Annotated in this window: 14 protein-coding genes; 9 read left to right on the top strand and 5 right to left on the bottom strand. The window is 68.9% G+C overall.

Annotated features, from left to right (window positions below; all coding sequences use genetic code 11):
• Positions 1-28 precede the first annotated feature (28 nt).
• On the bottom strand, positions 29-1,315 hold the full coding sequence (locus K4L06_RS02910) for an APC family permease (protein WP_221673501.1): 1,287 nt from the start codon (positions 1,313-1,315) through the stop codon (positions 29-31).
• Positions 1,316-1,783: 468 nt separating this feature from the next.
• Between K4L06_RS02910 and K4L06_RS02905 the strand changes: the two genes are divergently transcribed.
• Both K4L06_RS02905 and K4L06_RS02900 read left to right on the top strand, forming a co-directional pair.
• Complete coding sequence (locus tag K4L06_RS02905; protein ID WP_064747648.1) at positions 1,784-1,975, top strand: hypothetical protein; 192 nt, start codon at positions 1,784-1,786, stop codon at positions 1,973-1,975.
• 170 nt (positions 1,976-2,145) lie between these two features.
• Positions 2,146-2,946 (top strand): lytic transglycosylase domain-containing protein, encoded by an 801-nt coding sequence (locus K4L06_RS02900; protein WP_221669962.1) that lies wholly within the window; start codon positions 2,146-2,148, stop codon positions 2,944-2,946.
• A gap of 79 nt (positions 2,947-3,025) precedes the next feature.
• On the opposite strand, the gene K4L06_RS02895 is transcribed toward K4L06_RS02900, so the two are convergent.
• Both K4L06_RS02895 and K4L06_RS02890 read right to left on the bottom strand, forming a co-directional pair.
• Complete coding sequence (locus K4L06_RS02895; protein ID WP_221669961.1) at positions 3,026-4,174, bottom strand: PQQ-dependent sugar dehydrogenase; 1,149 nt, start codon at positions 4,172-4,174, stop codon at positions 3,026-3,028.
• A gap of 237 nt (positions 4,175-4,411) precedes the next feature.
• On the bottom strand, positions 4,412-4,915 hold the full coding sequence (locus K4L06_RS02890; RefSeq protein ID WP_221669960.1) for a hypothetical protein: 504 nt from the start codon (positions 4,913-4,915) through the stop codon (positions 4,412-4,414).
• A gap of 265 nt (positions 4,916-5,180) precedes the next feature.
• Here K4L06_RS02890 and K4L06_RS02885 point away from each other — a divergent pair, with 265 nt between their 5' ends.
• The 4 genes from K4L06_RS02885 (at position 5,181) to K4L06_RS02870 (ending at position 9,370) form a co-directional block, all read left to right on the top strand.
• A complete protein-coding gene (locus K4L06_RS02885) occupies positions 5,181-5,369 on the top strand; it encodes a CPXCG motif-containing cysteine-rich protein (RefSeq protein WP_221669959.1) in 189 nt (62 codons plus the stop codon).
• Positions 5,370-5,429: 60 nt separating this feature from the next.
• Positions 5,430-6,602 (top strand): winged helix DNA-binding domain-containing protein, encoded by a 1,173-nt coding sequence (locus tag K4L06_RS02880; protein ID WP_221669958.1) that lies wholly within the window; start codon positions 5,430-5,432, stop codon positions 6,600-6,602.
• A 318-nt stretch (positions 6,603-6,920) separates the two neighbouring features.
• Positions 6,921-7,289, top strand: a complete 369-nt coding sequence (locus K4L06_RS02875; RefSeq protein ID WP_221669957.1) for an EF-hand domain-containing protein — start codon at positions 6,921-6,923, stop codon at positions 7,287-7,289.
• A 1,037-nt stretch (positions 7,290-8,326) separates the two neighbouring features.
• On the top strand, positions 8,327-9,370 hold the full coding sequence (locus K4L06_RS02870; RefSeq protein WP_221669956.1) for a hypothetical protein: 1,044 nt from the start codon (positions 8,327-8,329) through the stop codon (positions 9,368-9,370).
• Between the two features lie 154 nt (positions 9,371-9,524).
• Here K4L06_RS02870 and K4L06_RS22495 read toward each other — a convergent pair whose 3' ends face one another.
• Together K4L06_RS22495 and K4L06_RS22490 are read right to left on the bottom strand one after the other, a co-directional pair.
• The gene (locus K4L06_RS22495) at positions 9,525-9,656 is read right to left on the bottom strand and encodes a hypothetical protein (protein WP_255594961.1); all 132 of its coding nucleotides are present in this window, start codon (positions 9,654-9,656) and stop codon (positions 9,525-9,527) included.
• A gap of 12 nt (positions 9,657-9,668) precedes the next feature.
• Positions 9,669-10,304, bottom strand: coding sequence for a hypothetical protein (locus K4L06_RS22490; RefSeq protein ID WP_343225720.1), 636 nt, complete (start codon positions 10,302-10,304; stop codon positions 9,669-9,671).
• 65 nt (positions 10,305-10,369) lie between these two features.
• Between K4L06_RS22490 and K4L06_RS02860 the strand changes: the two genes are divergently transcribed.
• The 3 genes from K4L06_RS02860 to K4L06_RS02850 all read left to right on the top strand — a co-directional run bounded on the left by K4L06_RS02860 (position 10,370) and on the right by K4L06_RS02850 (position 19,240).
• Entirely contained in the window at positions 10,370-13,570 is a 3,201-nt protein-coding gene (locus K4L06_RS02860; protein WP_221669955.1) for an isopeptide-forming domain-containing fimbrial protein, read from the top strand.
• 12 nt (positions 13,571-13,582) lie between these two features.
• Positions 13,583-17,284, top strand: a complete 3,702-nt coding sequence (locus K4L06_RS02855; RefSeq protein ID WP_221669954.1) for a TonB-dependent receptor — start codon at positions 13,583-13,585, stop codon at positions 17,282-17,284.
• 150 nt (positions 17,285-17,434) lie between these two features.
• Complete coding sequence (locus K4L06_RS02850) at positions 17,435-19,240, top strand: DUF11 domain-containing protein (protein ID WP_221669953.1); 1,806 nt, start codon at positions 17,435-17,437, stop codon at positions 19,238-19,240.
• Positions 19,241-19,267 lie beyond the last annotated feature (27 nt).

Here is a 19,267-nt window from a genome sequence, read left to right as displayed (position 1 = left end):
GCGCGCGCGGCCGCGTCCCGGGCGCGGATCAGGCGGCCGGCGCGCGGCGGAACTTGTAGATCACCGCGCCGATCGCCAGCGCGATCGCCGCGGCGATCAGGTTCTGGGTGCTGGCGCTGGCCAGCAGGCCCAGCGACAGCACGATCGCCGCCAGCGGAATCAGCGGGCCGCCGGGCAGGTGCAGGGCGCCTTCGCGGCCGCGATGGCGCTTTTGCAGCACCAGCACCGACACCGCGGTACCGATGTAGGTGCACAGCCGCGCCACCACCGACAGCAGGGCCAGCTGCTTGAACGAGCCGGTCAGCGCCAGCACCAGGGCGATCGCGCCGAGCAGCAGCACCGCCCGCGCTGGCGTGCGGAAGCGCGGGTGGATCGCCGACAGGGCGCGCGGGCCGTAACCGTCCTGGGACAGGGCCAGCAGATAGCGCGGTCCCATCATCACCGTATTGCTGTTGGTGCCGAGGATCGAGATCGCCGCGCCCACGGTCAGCACCAGGGCCAGGGCGGTGCCGCCGAACTGCGCCGAAGCCTCGGCCAGCGGGCTGGTCGACTGGGCGATGCCCGGCAGGGTGCCGAGCGCGACCAGTTGCACGCTGAAGTAGATGACGGTGACCAGCACGATCATGGTCAGCAAGGCGAACGGCACGTCGCGGCGCGGGTTGCGGTACTCGCCGGCGGCGGCCGGCAGGTTCTCGAAACCGGCGTAGGCGAACAGCAGCAGCAAGGCGGCTTCGCCGAGGTGGTCGACCGGCATCGGCGCATCGCTGCGCAGCAGGCTGGGATCGACATAGAACGCGCCCAGCACCACGAACAGCAGCAGCGGCAACAGCTTGCCGATCGCCAGGGCGACGCCGGCGCGGGCCGCGGTGCGCACGCCGAGCACGTTGATCAGCACCAGCAGGCCGAGCGAGCCGGCGACCACGAACACCCGCGCCGCGCCTTCGCGCGCGGCCGGCCAGAACAGCCCCACCGCCTCGGCCAGGCCGTTGCTGAGCGAGGCCGCGGTGGAGATGCGGGTGACCAGCAGCATCCAGCCGACCTCGAAGCCGGCGAAGGGGCCGAAGGCCTCGCGCGCATACAGATAGCCGCCGCCGGGCTGGTCGAAATAGCTCGCCGCCTGGGCGTAGCAAAGCACCAGCAAGGCCACCGCGAAGCCGGCCAGCAGCACCGCCCACAGGCTGGCCGGGCCGAGCAGGGCGGCGGCGGTGGCCGGCAACAGATAGATGCCGCTGCCGATCACGTCGTTGATCGACAGGCCGACGATCTGCCAGCGGCTGACCGCGCGGACGGTGCCGGGGCGACCGTCGTCCGGGATCGGGGCCGCGTCGGCGGCGGGCAGGGACGAATCGGGCGCGTGCGGCGTCGGCTGGCTCAAACGATGGTTCCCCTCGCTCGTGGCGGATGCGGCCAAGGCTGCGAAGGAGCGCAGGCGTGCCGGTTCCGCCCCACCTTAGAGCCTGCGGGCGGCGGCTTTCAATCCGCACTGCGGCATCTGCGCCCAACCGCGGGGCATGAGCCTGGCGCCGGGTCGGTTCGTAAACGTTGTGTTGGGTTCAGCGCGCCCGCGCGCCGGCGGCGCCGTCGAACGCGCAAGCGGTCACGGTTCGGACGCAGGGGCTAGCGCGGATCGCTGCGTAGGGGGTTAAGGAATCGTCGCAATGCGATTCGCAGCGGCGGCGCGGTTCATCCAGGCGACGGCAGTGTCGAGACGCGCACCGCAACGGCGCGCACCGAACGGCGCTTCGCGCCGTAGCCAGGATTTCGAACGGAGGTAGACCGCACCATGAAGATCGATACCCGCACTCCGCTATACGCCTTGGCCGTGTTCGGCCTGCTCGGCCTCACCGCCTGCGCGAGCAAGGGCGAGACCACCGACGCGCCGGCCGCATCGAGCACGCCGCCGGCCGCCGAGGCCGCACCGGCCGATGCGACCACGACCCCGCCGCCGGCCAGCGGCGACGGTTCCGGCACCTGAGTGCGAGGCGACGGGGCGGTGCGCCGCGCCGCCCCGTCGCATGAAGGGGTTGGACCGCGGCCGCGAGGCTGAACGCTTTCAGCTCCCGGTCTTCGCGATCGTGAATGCCGCGCCCATGACATGACCACCGGCGCTGGCGCGGCGGCCGTCGCGGCCTAGAATCGCGCCCCATGAGCGTCCGTTCCGCCTCCGCCGTTCCCGTCCTGGTCGCCGTGCTGGCGGTTGCGGCCTGGGCGCTGCCGGGCGCGGCGCAGGCGCGCACCGTGTACCGCTGCGTGCGCGACGGCACTGTCAGCCTGGCCACGGCGCCGGAGCCGGGCTCGCGCTGCGAGCCGCGCGAGATTCCCGACGACGCGGTCAAACTGCCCAACCTGTGGGGCGAGATGGGCGTCATCAACGGCTCGCTGTACGAGCGCCAGCAGGACGGCAAGACCGTCTACAGCACGCGCAAGCTGCCAGGTTCGGTGCGGGTGATGGGCTTCAGCGTCGAAACGCCGCCGGGCGAACCGGCCCATCCCGGCCTGGGCAAGGTCGGCAAGCCGCAGACCGACAAGTTCACCGGCCAGTTCCGCGCCGCCGCCCAGGCCAACGGCCTCGACGACGCCTGGCTGCGCGCGATCGCCCACGCCGAAAGCGGCTTCGACGCCAAAGCGGTGTCGAGCAAGGGCGCCCAGGGCGTGATGCAGCTGATGCCGGAAACGGCCAAGGAATACGGCGTGACCGATCCGTTTTCCTCGGCCGAATCGATCGCCGCCGGCGCGCGCCACCTCAAGAGCCTGATGCGCCGCTACAAGGGCGACCTGACCTTGGCGGCGGCGGCCTACAACGCCGGCATCGGCACCGTGTCGCGCTACGGCGGCGTGCCGCCGTACCGCGAAACCCAGGACTACATCGCCAAGGTGCAGGCGCTGCATCAGCTGTACCGGTTGGCGTTGGGCACCGGCAAGCCGGCGCTGCGGGCGGCGCAGTGAGAGCGAGGAAATAGCGGAGAGGAGCGAGCAGCGAGCGAAAGCAATCGCTCGCTTCTCACTCCTATACGCTCGCTCCTGCTTACAAAGGCGTAAGCCGCAGCAGCCGCGCCCCGGTGCCGTCTTCCAGCAGCCAGACATCGCCGTTCGGGCCTTGCTCGACCTCGCGGATGCGCTTGCCCATCGCGTAGCGTTCGGCCTCGGCCGCGCCGCTGCCGCTGAAGGTGACTCGGATCAGCGCCTGCGAAGCCAGGCCGCCGATCAGGCCGCTGCCGTTCCAGGCCGGGAAGCGGGTGCCGGAGTAGATCACGAAGCCGGCCGGCGCGATCACCGGCGTCCACCACTTCTCCGGCGCGTTGAGGTCCGGGCGGGTGCTGTGGCGCGGGATCGGCGTGCCGTCGTAATGATCGCCCTGCGAGACCAGCGGCCAGCCGTAGTTGCTGCCGCGCTCGATCAGATTCAGTTCGTCGCCGCCGCGGGGGCCCATCTCGTGGGTCCACAACCGGTTCTGCGAGTCGAAGGCGATGCCGAGCAGGTTGCGATGGCCGTAGGACCACACCGTCGCCGCGACGCCGCCGCGGCTGTAGAAGGGGTTGTCGGTCGGCACGCTGCCGTCGTCGTTGAGGCGGATGACCTTGCCGAGCGGGGAGTTCAGGTCCTGCGCCGGGTCGAACTTCTGCCGCTCGCTGGAGGTGATCCACAGCTTGCGGTCTGGGCCGAAGGCGAGGCGATGCCCGTAGTGGTTGCTGCCGCTGAGCTTGGGTTGGCGCCAGATGATCTGCTTTTCGGTCAGCCAGGCACCGGTCGCGCCATAGCCCAGCTTGGCCCGCATCACCGTCGCGCCGGCGGTGCCGGTGGTGCTGCCGCGCTCGGCGTAGCTGATGTAGATCAGCTTGTTGGTGGCGTATTGCGGATGCAGGATCACGTCGCCGAGCCCGCCCTGGCCGCCGTAGGCCACCGCCGGCGTTCCGCTGACGGTGATCGCGCTGCCGCCGATGGTCTGCAGCTTCAGCACGCCGCGCTTCTCGGTAACCAGCAGGCGGCCGTCGGGCAGGAAGGTCATCGCCCAGGGTTCGTTGAAACGCGCGACTTCGGTGGCGGTGAACGGCGGCGCCTTGGCCGCGTCGGCGCCGGCTTCCTGCGCGGATGCGGCGGCGGAATGGATCGCCGCGACGGCGGTGGCGCCGAACAGCGCGGCGAAGCAGACGGTGGAGAGCATCGAGCGTTTCATTGCGGATCTCCGTGTTCGATGGCCGGGTCGGGGTTGGAAAGCCGGCCGAGATTGACATCGAACAAGGTCCGGTCTTGCGACCGGTTCTGCAGTTCGCGGCGCAGGCTCGGGCGCGGCGAGGAAACGCAAACGCGATCACGCGCGCAATGCGGACGCGGCGCTATGCGGACGTTAGGGCGGTGCGCGCCGCGGCGCGGCGCGAGGGGCGCGAGGCGAACGGCTCAAGGCGCGCGCGGCTCAGGCCAAGGCCTTGGGCGCGTCGAACGGCAACAGCTCGGCGCCGGCGGTGCGCGCGAGCACGCTCGCTTCGGCCTGGGTCAACAGCTCGCGGTCGCCGTCGATGACCACCAGGATCCGGCCCTGGCGGATCTGCTCGTCGAACTTGCGCCGGATCGGGTCGGGCAGGGCCGAGCCCATCAGCGCCGAGGCCCAGCAACCGACCATCGCGCCGGCGGCGGCCGCCGCCGCCGCGCCGGCGATGGTCAGGCCGATCGGCGTCACCACCACCGCGACCAGGCCGGCGAGTAGGCCGGCCGCGCCGCCGTAGCCGGCGCCGCGCAGCGCCGCGGGCATCAGGTCGGTGTCGGCTTCCTTGCGCTCGTTCGGAATCGATTCGAGCTCGATGTCGGAACGGGCGATCAGCAGGATGTCGTTGTCGTCCACGCCGGCTTGGCGCGCGGCGTCCATCGTCGCCTGCGCGGTGGCCAGGTCGGGCGTGCTGAACACGTGGCGGGTCTTCATGTCGGTCTCCGGACACGAGTCGCTGCGCCGTCGTCGCGTCGCGGCGGACGCGGTTCGCCCGGAACCGGCACGACGGCCGATGCCGGTCCGGGCCGTACTGTCATGAGCATCCGCCGCGCTCGGTTAGCGCGGGGTGAGCGAGGCGCGGCAGGCGACGAACGGTGGCGGAGCCCGCGGCCGGGTGAGCTTCGTCACTGGACGCTGCGCGGCGGTCGTCGCATGCTTTCGCCGCGTTCCGTCGCGACCCGTCCGCAGGAGATCCGCCATGTTGCCCGGCGTCGAAGTCCAATGCCCCTACTGCGGCGAAGCGATCGTGCTGCTGATCGACGACTCGGCCGGCGACCAGCGTTACATCGAGGACTGCCAGGTCTGCTGCCGGCCGATCGTGGTCGATGCGTATCTGGACGAGGACGGCGAACCGCAGGTGACGGTCCACGCCGAGGACGAAGCATGACGGCCTCGCTCGGGGCTCGCGAAACGCGGTCGCGGCGCCGCCCGCGCGGGCGCTGAGCCGATGGCGTCGAGTACGCGTGGCGGCCGCGCCGGTGCCGCAAGCCGGTCCCGCGACGCGCAGTGCCTGGATGCACGCGCGCTCAATCGTGCCCTGCTGGCCCGGCAAAGCCTGATCGAGCGCAGCGACGAATCGCCGCTGGCGATGATCGAGCGCCTGGTCGGCTTGCAGGCGCAGGCGCCCAATCCGCCGTATCTGGGGCTGTGGACGCGGTTGCGCGAGTTCCGCCTGGAACAATTGAGCGAAGCCATGCAGGCGCGGCGCGTGGTGCGCGCGACGATGATGCGCGGCACCTTGCACCTGGTCAGCGTCGCCGACTACCGCGCGCTGCGCCCGGCGCTGCAGCCGATGCTGCAGCGTCTGTCTTTGCAAAGCGGCCATGCGCGCGCGCTGAATGGGCTCGAACTGGCCAGCGTGCGCGAGGCCGGGCGCGCCGCCTTGCGCGGCACCGCGTTGAGCGCGAAAGCGCTGGGCGAGGCGCTGCGTGCGCGCTGGCCCGGGCACGACACCGGCGAACTCGCCTTGCTGGTGCGCGGCGCCGAGCCGGTGGTGCACGTACCGCCGGCGGGAATCTGGGACGAGCATGCGCCGGCGCGTTTCGCCCTGGCCTCGGACTGGCTCGGCACGGTCATCGACGAAGACGGCGGCGACGAGGCGACCGATGCCCTGTTGCTGCGCTACCTGGGCGCCTTCGGCCCGGCCAGCGCCCGCGACGCCGCGGTCTGGTCCGGCCTGAATGGGACTCGCGAGCGGCTGGAGCGGCTGCGCCCGCGGCTGTGGAGCGGGCGCGACGAGGCCGGCATCGAGCTGTTCGATCTGCCCGAGGCGCCGCGTCCGGATCCGTCCCTGCCGGCGCCGCCGCGGCTGCTGCCGGAGTTCGACAACGTCCTGCTCGCGCATGCCGAACGCGCGCGGATCTTCGATGCGCAGCGGCGCGGCGCGATCTTCACCCGCAACGGCCTGGTCGCGGCGACCTTTCTGGTCGACGGCTTCGTCGCCGGCACCTGGAAGCTGCAGCGCAGCGGCGATTCGGCGACGGCGACGATCGCGCCGTTCGCATCGCGCCTGCCGAGCGAGGTGCGTGCGGCGCTGGAACGCGAGGCGCTGGACTGCATGGCGGCGGCCGCGCCCGAGTGCGCGCGGCATGAGGTGCGGTTCCTCGCCGCGCAGGCGTGAATGCCCGAGTTCGTAAAGGTTGTGTTGCGTTCAGCCGCCGGCGCACGCCGCGAATGCGGCAAAGCCGCGCGCAGATCACGGTTTGACGGCCGCAACGCGGCACAAGCCGCGCCGGCCTAACGTCATTCGCCGGGGCTGTGGTTAAGCCAACGTAGCTTTAACGGTTACGGCGCCCGATCGGTTCAGAACCGTCGCGGCAAGGTGGGCCCCGTGCGGCAGGCGCCCACGGCGGACACCACGCCACCGGCCGAGGGCCGCGCGATCCGCATCCCCTCAAATGCATTCCTTTGTCGTATCCCTTTCAATAAGGAGACTTCCATGACCCTTCATTCCCGCAAGTCGCTGCTCGCTGCGCTGGCCGTGGTCGCTTCGCTGTCCGCGCCGCTGGCCATGGCCCAGACCGCACCGACCGCGAGCGATGCGGCGTCCCCGGCGACCGGGGCCCAGAGCGAGACGGCCGCTGCCGCTCAGCCGGCCGCCGCGCCGCAGAAGAAGAGCTGGTCCGATGTGGACGGCGACAAGGACGGCAACCTGAGCAAGAGCGAGGCTTCGGCCGTACCGGCGCTGGGCCAGGTCTTCGACCAGGCCGATGCCGACGCCAACGGCTCGCTGACCCCGGACGAATACAAGTCTTACGTCGCCAAGGTCCAGTCCAACGGCGGCGGCGCCAGCAAGAGCGGCGGCTGACCCCGCTGCCCTTGGGGGCAGGTTTTCCTGCGTTGTGTGCGAGGGCGGCCTTCGGGCCGCCTTTTTTTTGTGTCCGAGCCGGGCCGTCGGGGGGCGCCGCGGCCGGCACCTCGCCCGTCGAGCGAGGGGGAAGGGAGGCGTCCGGACCGACGTTCGGGCGCGAGTTCTCAACGAAATCAAGGCTCAACAGCGGCCAGGCGGCGGGCGAGCCCCAGTTGGAATGATGAATTCTTCAGGTTGTCTCGCCGTTCATTGAGTTAAGTGACGTAGTCGACATTCAGGCGACGAGCGGTCGCCTTTTACATCGGCATTGCGCGCAGGCTGTTTTTCATCGGCAATGGCAATCGGCCTTCAGGAGGCGGATCGTTGCACGGAAAGTGAGCGCTCCATCGTATTTTTGAGGCTGAAAGGCCTCACCAGCGCTCGAATCGCTCCGTGCCCGTCCGACCGGGCCCGATTCGGAAAGCCGAAGGCGCTTCCCGTGCGGAGCGTGCTGTCTATCAAGGAAAGAACGCGATACGGGTCCCGGGGGGAGGGGTATGGCTCGTGGCGAATCTGAGTGCCCGTTCCTGATTTCTTCGTTCACGCAGCCGGCCGTCCCCGAGAGGGGGCGGCGCTCGCGTATGGGCGGCAGTGAGACGGGTCGGCCAAAATTGAGACATGAGTCTCAAATTGGCCAGAATTGTGACGGAACTGACACTTTGGGGCAGTTGCCGTCAGGAAGACTGATATCGGTATCACCAGTTTTCCGAAATGAGAACGGTGGCACGGTTTTTGCGTTCGCAGCCTGCATGGCCACGGCCTTTGTTCCCGATTTGTCGGATTTGCCTGTTCAGGCAGCTGCAGGACGACAGACCGGGCCGAACGACGCAGCGGGTACTCCGCGAGCGGCCTCCGGCACGGGCAGGGGAGTGGGGAGCGGTTTCGGATCCTTCTGAATCAGTTGAGTGACACGTCGCCTGTCCCAGAGCTCGGGGCGCGGCGACAACCGGGGAGTAGACAGCGTGATCGCCAAATTCCAAGCCCTCGCGACAGCGGTGAGCCGTCGCCTGATCATGCCGGCAGCGGTCGTCGCGACCCTGCTGTTCTCCTCCGGACCCGTGGCGGCGCAGACGGCCTCCAATACCGCGACGGTGCAGACGCCGACCGGCGTGACCGACCCGACCTGCAATGTCGCCAATCCGCCGTGCAATAGCGCGACCGACAGCGACTCGATCAGGCCGATGCTGACCTTGGTCAAGACGGTCACCAACGACAACGGCGGCACCGCGACGATCAGCGACTTCCCGCTGACCGCGACCGGCCCGACCACGATCACCGGCGTCAGCGGCACGGCGGCGGTGACCAATGCGCCGGTCAGTGCCGGCGTCTACACCCTGACCGAAGCCAGCGTGGCCGGTTACACCGCCGGCAGCTGGAGCTGCACCGCGGGCACCCTGTCGGGCAACAGCCTGACCCTGGCCAACGGCGTCAGCGCGACTTGTACGATCGTCAACGACGACCAGGCGGCGACGCTGACCCTGGTCAAGACGGTGACCAACGACAACGGCGGCACGGCGACGATCAGCGACTTCCCGCTGACCGCGACCGGCCCGACCACGATCACCGGCGTCAGCGGCACGGCGGCGGTGACCAATGCGCCGGTCAGTGCCGGCGTCTACACCCTGACCGAAGCGTCGGTGGCCGGCTACACCGCCGGTAGCTGGAGCTGCACCGCGGGCACCTTGTCGGGCAACAGCCTGACCCTGGCCAACGGCGTCAGCGCGACTTGTACGATCGTCAACGACGACCAGGCGGCGACGCTGACCCTGGTCAAGACGGTGACCAACGACAACGGCGGCACGGCGACGATCAGCGCCGTCCCGCTGACGCCGGTGATCGTGGTCGGGCCGGTCGCGGTCAGCGGGAAGTCGCTGATCGTCGCCGTGCCGCCGTTGTCGTTGGTCACCGTCTTGACCAGGGTCAGCGTCGCCGCCTGGTCGTCGTTGACGATCGTACAAGTCGCGCTGACGCCGTTGGCCAGGGTCAGGCTGTTGCCCGACAAGGTGCCCGCGGTGCAGCTCCAGCTACCGGCGGTGTAGCCGGCCACCGACGCTTCGGTCAGGGTGTAGACGCCGGCACTGACCGGCGCATTGGTCACCGCCGCCGTGCCGCTGACGCCGGTGATCGTGGTCGGACCGGTCGCGGTCAGCGGGAAGTCGTTGATCGTCGCCGTGCCACCACTGTCGTTGTGACCTACACGGTCACCGTCTTGACCAACACCAGCACGACCACGAATTTGAACAACGTGGTGGTGAGCGACAGCAAGATCACTCCGACCGGCGGCACGACGCCGTGCGCGAGCGTCGCGCCGGGCGGCACCTGCACCTTGGTCGGTACCTATACGGTGACCGCAGCCGACGTGACTGCGGGCAATGTCGTCAACACCGCGACGTCGACGAGCGCGATCTGCCCGGTGGGCAGCACCGACCCGGCCTGCACCACGACGGTGACCACGCCGGTGACGGCGCTGAGCCAGACCCTGGCCAAGGCGCTGACCGGCAATGCCGACGAAGACGGTTCGGGCACGGTGTCGCCCAGCGACACCGTGCCCGAACCGTCTTCGTCGGCATTGCCGGTCAGCGCCTTGGCCAGGGTCTGGCTCAGCGCCGTCACCGGCGTGGTCACCGTCGTGGTGCAGGCCGGATCGGTGCTGCCCGCCGGGCAGGCCGGGCTGGTCGACGTCGCGGTGTTGCTGATGCTGCCCGCGGTCACGTCGGCCGCCGTCACCACGTAGGTGCCGGTCAGCACGCAGGTCGCCCCCGGCGCCACCGTGGCGCAGGTGATCGTGCTCGGGGTGATCTTGCTGTCGTTCACCACCACGTTGGTCAGGTTGCCGCTGGCGCTGGTGTTGGTCACGGTGACCGTGTAGGTCAGCGTGTCGCCCAGGCTCACCGTGCCCGAACCGTCTTCGTCGGCGTTGCCGGTCAGCGCCTTCGCCAGGGTCTGGCTCAGCGCCGTCACCGGCGTGGTCACCGTCGTGGTGCAGGCCGGAGCGGTCCTGCCCGGCGGGCAGCACCGATCCGGCCTGCACCACGACGGTGACCACGCCGGTGACGGCGCTGAGCCAGACCCTGGCCAAGGCGCTGACCGGCAATGCCGACGAAGACGGTTCGGGCACGGTGAGCCTGGGCGACACGCTGACCTACACGGTCACCGTGACCAACACCAGCGCCAGCGGCAACCTGACCAACGTGGTGGTGAACGACAGCAAGATCACCCCGAGCACGATCACCTGCGCCACGGTGGCGCCGGGGGCGACCTGCGTGCTGACCGGCACCTACGTGGTGACGGCGGCCGACGTGACCGCGGGCAGCATCAGCAACACCGCGACGTCGACCAGCCCGGCCTGCCCGGCGGGCAGCACCGACCCGGCCTGCACCACGACGGTGACCACGCCGGTGATTCCTGCCTCGGTGAGCTATGTCAAGACGGCCAGTACCGCTGGCCCGGTGGTGGTGGGCGACACGATCACCTACACGCTGACGACGACGGTTAGCGGCGGCAAGACCTTGGATGCCGTCACCCTGACCGACACCCTCGGCACCGGCCTGACCTTCGGCGCGGTGACCAGCGCCGGTCAGTACAGCTGCAACAGCGCCAACCCGCTGGTGTGCACGCTGCCGGCCGGTACGGTCCCGGGCACTTACTCGGTCAGCTACACCGCGACGGTCAACAACCAGGCCAGCGGCTCGGTCACCAACGCGGTGGTCGGCAGCGGCACGGACAACCCGGGCTGCACCAGCAACTGCGGCACCACCACCCCGGTGGCCACGCCCGCGGTGACCTACGAGAAGACGGTGAGCACCACCGGTCCGGTCGTGGTCGGCGACACCCTGACCTACACCTTGACGGTGACGATCAGCAACGCGCAGACCACCGACGTGACCACGTTGACCGACACCATGGGTTCGGGTCTGGACTTCGTCGCCGTGACCAACGCCGGTCCGTTCACCTGTAATGCGGCCAATCCGCTGGTGTGCACGCTGCCGGCCGGTACGGTGCCGGGCAGCTACGCCATGAGCTACACCGCGCGGGTCAACGGCCAGGCGGGCGGCACGGTCAACAATGCGGTGGTCGGTACCGGTACCGACGCGCCGAGCTGCTCGACCGCCGGTTGCGCCACGGTGACCGAAGTCGCGCCGCCGGTGGTGACCTACAACAAGACCGCTAGCACCCAGGGTCCGGTGGCGGAAGGCGACACGATCACCTACACGCTGACCACCACCGTGGGCAACGCGCCGACGCGCAATGCCCTGACCCTGACCGACACCCTGGGCACGGGCCTGGACTTCGTCGCGGTGACCGGCTCGGCCGGCTACACCTGCAACGCGGCCAACCCGCTGGTGTGCACGCTGCCGGCGGGCACGGTGCCGGGCAACTACACGGTGACCTACACCGCGCGGGTCAACGCGCAGGCGGCTGAGACGGTGAACAACACCGTCGTCGGCACCGGCACGGACAACCCGACTTGCCAGGGCAGCTGCACCACCAGCACCACGGTGGCGCCGCCGCCGACCCTGCGGGTGATCAAGCAGGCTTCGCCGCGCGACGTGAAGATCGGCGACCTGGTCCGCTACACGGTCACGGTCGAGAACACCGGCACCGTCGACGCGATCGACGCGACCCTGGTCGATACGCCGCCGGCCGGCTTCAGCTTCGTCGATGGTTCGCTGAGCGTGGCCGATCGCGACGGCGCGGGCCGCCTGGTCGGTACCTATCCGATCCAGGTCGACCAGGTCGACATCGCCGCCGGCGAGCGGGCGACGTTCGCCTACCTGCTGCGGGTCGGCGCCGGCGTGCGGCCGGGCATCCACGCCAACCATGCGTTGATGCGCGACAACGGCAAGGTGGTCTCGAACGTCGCCACCGCCGAGGTCCAGCTGATCGCCGATCCGCTGCTCGACGAGTCGCTGATCGTGGGCACGGTGTTCGACGATCGCGACGGCGACGGCTGGCAGGACAGCGCGGCGATGGACGACGTGCGGATCCAGGGCGGCTTCGCGGCCGAGGCCTACGTGGCGAATTCGACCACGGTCGATCGCGGCGCCGGTCCCAAGCCCGAGCCGGATGCGAGCTCGCCGATGCTGCATGGCATCGCCCTGGGCAGCATCGCCGGTCGGCAGTCCGACGCCGATCCGGTCTCGGCCCACAGCGTGGTGATCCGTCAGCGCCTGAACGCGTTGAGCTTCAACGACGAGTTCAAGCTGACCACCAAGCAGGGCGTGACCGTGCGGATGGATGCGGCCGGAACCACCCGGATCGAGCGCAGCGGCGATGCGGCCAAGAACCTCACCGGCGCGGCGCCGACGGTCGAACGTCGGGTCAGCCAGGGCGAGGGCGGTTACGTGGTCGACTACGTCGTCAGCAATGCCGGCGTGGACGAACGCGGCATCCCGGGCGTGCGCATCGCCTCGGTGGAAGGCTTGTTGATGGAAACCGACCAGTTCGGCCGTTACCACCTCGAGGGCGTCGATGTCGGCACCCTGGAGCGCGGTCGCAACTTCATCCTCAAGGTCGATCCCTCGACCCTGCCGCCGGGCAGCGTGTTCACCACCGACAACCCGCTGGTCCGTCGCGTCACTCCGGGCCTGCCGGTCCGCTTCGACTGGGGCGTCAAGCTGCCGGCCGGACTGATCGAAGGCGGCCAGGAGCAGGTCGAGATGGAACTGGGCGAAGTCTTCTTCACCCCGGGCAGCGCCGAAGTGCGGACGCAGTACCTGCCGGCGGTCGAGAAGATGGCCGAGCAGGTCAAGCGCCACCGCGGCGGCGAAGTGGTGATCGTCGCCAACGGCGATACGCAGTCGCTGGCCTTCGACCGCGCCAGCGCGGTCAAGGACGCGTTGGTCAAGCAACTGCCGGCCGACGTGGCGCAAGCGCTGAAGGTCAGCGTGCGCGGCAACGCCGACGATCCGGATTCGCTGATCGTCGGCCTGGGCGAGGGCGGCGCATTGCTCGGCACGGTGTTGTTCGACACCGACCAGTCGACCATCAAGCCGCAGTTCGAACCGCTGCTGGACAAGGTCGCCAAGGCCCTGGAAAGCATGCAGGGCGGCGTCATCGCCATCGTCGGCCACACCGACGTGCGTGCGTCCTACGAGTACAACACCGCGCTCGGCATGCGACGCGCCAAGGCGGTCTACGAGGCATTGGCTCAGCGGCTCAGCCCCGAGGTTCGCGCCAAGGTGCGGGTCGAGTCCAGTAACGATCCGACAGCTCCTGTCGGCGCGAAGCGGAACTGAGGGGGCTGGATCATGAAGACGAACATGAAGATGAAGCTGCTGGACTACACCCTGATCGGCCTGCTCGCGGGCGCAGCTCCGCTCGCAGCCGCACAGGACTCCGGACACACGCAAGCCAAGGCCGAGGCCGGCTACGTCGATGCCGGAAAGTGCACCGAAGACGGATGCAGCGGCGAGGACGGCCTGCTGTTCAAGCTGCGCACGCGCAGCTACAGCAAGCCGGTGACCGAAGGCACGGGCAAGCAGTCCTCGTCCGAGGCGCTGCAGCCCGACCGCCGGGTCTCGGTGGCGATGGAGCAGCCGGGCAAGGCGGTGGCGATCGGCAAGTGGTCGGTCAGCCTGCCCAACGGCGGGGTGATCTGGGCGACCGAAGATCCCACCCTCGGCCGGCCGGAGATGAACATCAGCGCGACCAGCCTGGTCTCGTTCGACGGCACCCGGATTCTTAAGCCGGTGCGCTTCTACGCCTACAACAACTACTCGTCGTTCATCCAGCGCGCCGAAGTGCTGATCTACCGCGCCACCGACACCGATCTGGTCGATCCGCTGGCCAAGGTCGAACTGCCGGTGGGCGCGGTCAGCGACGTCGAATGGGACGGCAGCCTGCCGGCCGGCTACGCCGCCCGCGCCGGCGACGAGCTGCTGTACCTGGTGCGCGCCTACGGCGCCGACGGCAGCGTCGACGAAACCTTCCCGCAGCGCATGCAACTGGTGCGTCCGGAAGAGGCCGAACGCGGCCTGCAGACCCTGCGCAACGCGATGGAGCGCAAGGACGGCACCTCGCTGGGCATCGAAGAGGCGCAGCGCCGCAGCCTGACCGAATCGACTTTCGGCAGCAGCACCCTGCGCCAGCAGAACATCGGCATCTACGGTTCGCGCATCCGCATCCAGGGCCGCAATATCCCCGAGAACTACGCGGTCACCATCAACGGCCGCAGCTTCCCGGTCGACCTGGAACGCAAGCTGGTCGCCGAGTACCTGGAGCCGGTCGGCCGCCATCAGTACGACTTGGTGATGAAGGGCGAGGGCGGCGAGATCAAGCACACGCTCGACCTCGACGTCAGCGGCCGCTACATGTTCGCGGTCGCGATCGCCGACCTGACCGCCTCCAAGGGCAGCACCTCCGGCTCGATCGAGCCGCTGGCCGGCGACGAGCATTTCGACAAGGACCTGGTGGTCGACGGCCGCCTGGCCTTCTATCTGAAGGGCAAGATCAAGGGCAAGTACCTGGTCACCGCCCAGGCCGACACCCGCGAGCGCGAGGTCGAGCAGCTGTTCAACGGCTTCTGGAAGGCCGACCCGCAGAACATCTTCCGCCGCCTCGACCCGGATCTGTACTACCCGGTCTACGGCGACGATTCGACGACGTATCGCGACGTCGACACCATGGGCCGGCTGTACGTCCGGGTCGACTGGGACAAGAGCCAGGCGCTGTGGGGCAACTACGACACCGGCATCACCGGCACCGAGTACGGCCAGTACAGCCGTTCGCTGTACGGCGCCGCGCTGAACTGGCGCAGCCGCCGCAGCACCGCGCTCGGCGAGCCCGGCAGCGAACTGCGCCTGTTCGGCTCGGAAGCGCAGACCGCGCCCGGCCATAGCGAATTCCTCGGCACCGGCGGCAGCCTGTACTACCTCAAGCACACCGACGTGCTGCCGGGGTCGGACAAGGTCGTGCTGGAAGTGCGCGACGCCACCACCGGCCGGGTCGAGAACCGCATCGACCTGATCCGCGGCGCCGACTACGAGATCGACGAGATGCAGGGCCGCCTGCTGCTGACCCGTCCGCTGGCCCAGGTGACCCGCGAGAACATCCCGACCCTGACCCGCGACGCGCCCCTAGACGGCTACAGCCAGGTGCTGCTGGTCGACTACGAATTCGTGCCCAACGGCTTCGACGCCGACTCGGTCACCGCGGGTTTCCGCGGCAAGCATTGGTTCGGCGATCACCTCGCCCTGGGCGGCACCTACATCGACGAGAACCGCGCCGGCGAGGATTACACCCTCAAGGGCGCCGACCTGACCCTGCAGGCCGGCCGCGGCACCTACCTCAAGCTCGAGCACAGCAAGACCGAAGCCACCAGCGCGCCGATCTTCTACTCCGACAACGGCGGCCTGAGCTTCAGCGAGATCAACTCCGGCCTGGGCGCCCGCGAGGGCAGCGCCAGCTCGGTCGAGGCGCGGGCCAACTTCAAGGAACTGGGCTGGACCCAGCTGGACTGGTCGGCCGGCGCCTGGTGGCGCCAGGTCGATGCCGGCTACTCGATTTCGCGCTACGACATCGGCCAGAAGGTCGAGGAACGCGGTTTCGAGGTGCTGGGTCAGTTCAGCCCGACCTTCAACATCTACGGCCGCTACAGCCGCGCGACCCGCGGCGAGGATGCCCTGACCCAGGCCCAGCTGACCGGCGAATGGCGCATCACCGACGCCACCACCTGGGCGGCGGAAATCCGCCGGGTCGAGGAAGACCGCAACGGCCTGGACGCCGCCGGCGTGCTCGGCGCGCTGCAGTACAAGCACCGCTTCGGCAGCAGCTTCGACCTGTACGGCACCGCCCAGGTGACCCTGGACGACGACGGCGGCCGCTACCGCGACAACGACGCCTTCACCCTCGGCGGCAAGTACGTGTTCGGCAATCTGTCCAGCGTCGGCGCCGAGCTGACCACCGGCGACCGCGGCGACGCGGCCCAGGTCAACGCCGAGTACCGGATCCAGCCCGACCACACGATCTACGGCAGCTACACCTATTCGACCGACCGCACCGACTACGACCCGCTGTTCAACAACCGCCTGAACTCGGGTTGGACCCTGGGCCAGCGCTGGCGCCTGTCGAACCAGGTCAACATGTTCAACGAAAGCCAGTTCCTCAAGGCGCCGAACGAGTCGGGCCTGGCGCATACCTTCGGCATGGACTTCTATCCCAGCCAGGGTTGGAACATCGGCTTCACCCTGCAGAGCGCGACCCTGGACAAGGCGATCGGCGAAGTCGACCGGCGCGCGGTCAGCGTCAGCGGCGGCCACACCTCCAACGACACCCAGTGGCAGAGCAAGCTGGAGTGGCGCGAGGACCGCGGCGCCGAACAGCGCGAGCAGTGGGTGACGACCAACCACATCACCCACAAGTTCAACGAGAGCTTCCGCGTCGCCGGCCGCTTCAACTACTCCAAGACCACCGACGATCTGAACGCGCAGGCCGGGGCCAAGTTCATCGAAGGCAACGTCGGCTTCGCCTGGCGGCCGTGGAACACGACCAAGTACGCCCTGCTCGGCAAGTACACGTATCTGTACGACGTGTCGGCGCTGCCGCAGGTCGGCGACAACGTCGCCTTCTACGACCAGAAGACCCAGGTGCTGTCGCTGGAAGGCATCTACAACCCGAACCATCACTGGGAGTTCGCCGGCAAGCTGGCGCGCCGCGAAGGCGAGGTGCGCTACGGCCGCCTGACCGGGCAGTGGGCGGACTCGGCGACCACCTTCGCTGCGGTGCAGACCCGCTACGAGTTCGCCGAAACCTGGCACGCGCTGGCCGAGTACCGCTGGCTCGACGTCAAGGACGGCGGCACCCGCCGCGGCTTCCTGGTCGGCGTCGACCGCGACATCGGCCGCAACTTCCGCGTTGGCGTCGGCTACAACTTCACCGAGTTCAGCGACGACATGACCAACTTCGATTACGACCACAAGGGCTGGTTCTTGAACCTGCTGGGGACGTACTGAGGACGCAGGTCGCGGCGATGGCCGCGCGGCCGCCGCGATCGGCGGCGGAACGAGCCATCAGGACCGATCGGCGGGCGGCTCTTGTAGCTGCCCGTCGTTTTTGCAGCAATGGATTGTGAAAACACAATCGGAAGACGCTGGAGGGAAGTGATGTCGGCAATACGAACTCGTGCGCTTGCGATCGCCGTCGGCGCGGCGTTTTTCGCCGCAAGCGACGCGGGGGCGCAGATCTGGACGCCGATCCTGCAGGAGGATTTCGGTACCGGCACCGAGGACGTATCGACGAACCCCGCCGCGCAGCTTGCGCCGGGCACCACCGACTACACGGTCAGGACCGTTACCCCAGTGTCCGACGGCGAGTACGCGGTAACCAAAAACCCCGATTTCGTCGACGATTTCGGCGGCGGCCCGAATCAATGGCAGCACGCCGGCGACCACACCAGCGGCACCGGCTACATGGCCTTGTTCAACGCCAATCCGAGCCGGACCGGCGAGACCAACGGGTCCTATTACATCTACGGAACTTCGACCGCGGATATTCCCGGTGCGACCTATCGCGCCCGCTACTGGGCGGCGAACGCGATCCGCTACAACGCCGGGGCGGCTTATTTCGACGGCTACATCCGTTTCTCGGTACGCGACAGCAGCTCCGGCGCCGGCACGCAGTACGCCCAGGACACCGTCGCTTCGCCCGAGGGCGTGCTGCCGCGAGCGGTCAACGACCAGAACAATCTGCCCTGGGTGCAGCGCACGGCGCAATTCACCTTGCCGCTCAACTATACGTCGCCGACCCTGTACTTCAACTTCTACAACTCCGCCCCGCCCGGCGTGACCACCAGCGGCAACGATCTCGTCATCGACGATCTTCTGGTAGAGCGTGCCGACGCCAATCTGCAGGGGCGCGTCTATCTCGACAACAACGCCAACGGGATCCAGGACGCCGGCGAAGCGGCGTTTCCGCAGCCGTACTACGTCGCTTCGGTGGGCGTCAGCGGCAAGGTCGTCGACGCCGCCGCGATCAACGCCAGCGGCGACTTCGTCCTGCCGGCGGCGTTATGGTCTTCGGCCGACGTGGGCCAGCGTCTGATACTGAGCGCGACCCTGCCGGCGATCGGCAGCACGCTCGCCGGCGCCAGCTTTCCTGCCGGCTATCAGCTGGTTTCGGAAACGCCGCCGGCCACCTACGGCTCGCGCGGCACCAATCCCACCGACGGCATCGAGAACGTGATCCGTACCGACACGCCGACTTCGACCGTCACCGGCTTCAATTTCGGCCTGCGCAAGCTGCCGATCCTGCGTTTGCAGAAGTCGCTGCCCCTGGGACGATTCGTCGGCACCGACCAGTTCGCCCTGAGCATCGTCGGCAGCGGCGGACCCGCCGGCGCCACGACCACCGGCAGCAGCAATGCGCCTGGCGACGTCGCGACACTGAATCCGGGGGCTGTTGGCGCCAGCTATGCCTTCGCCGAGACCGCGGCCGCCGGCGCGAACCTGGCCAACTACCTCACCGCCTATGCCTGCACCAATGCGCTCGCTGGAGGCCAGGCGCCAAGCGGCAGCGGCACCACGTTCGCCGTGACCGCCGTAGCTGGCGACGATCTGACTTGTACCTTCACCAATACCCGCAACCCGATTTCCGATCTGACCATCACCAAGACCAACTCGAGCACGCCGGCCACGCAGCCCAACGATCAGTCCGGCGATACGGTGGTGCGCGGCGCGAATACGACCTACACGATCATGGTGACCAACAACGGACCGGACACGGTGACCGGCGCGGTCCTTCGCGATACATCGGCCGGCCGGGCCGGTCTGACCTGCGCTGCGCCGCCGACCTGCACCGGCAGCGCCTGCCCGGCCGGGCTGAGCTTGGCGCAGTTGGAAACCGGGGCGTCCTTGGGCGCGATGGCCAACGGCGCTTCCATTACCGTGACGCTGACGTGCGTGGTGAACTGATGCGCAGGGAGCGGCGCGGCGAGTTTC

Origin of the sequence: Lysobacter sp. BMK333-48F3 (assembly GCF_019733395.1) — a bacterium.
Classification (GTDB): domain Bacteria; phylum Pseudomonadota; class Gammaproteobacteria; order Xanthomonadales; family Xanthomonadaceae; genus Lysobacter.
The sequence above is the reverse complement of the archived record's forward strand: the minus strand, read 5'-3'. Positions and strand labels throughout refer to the sequence as shown.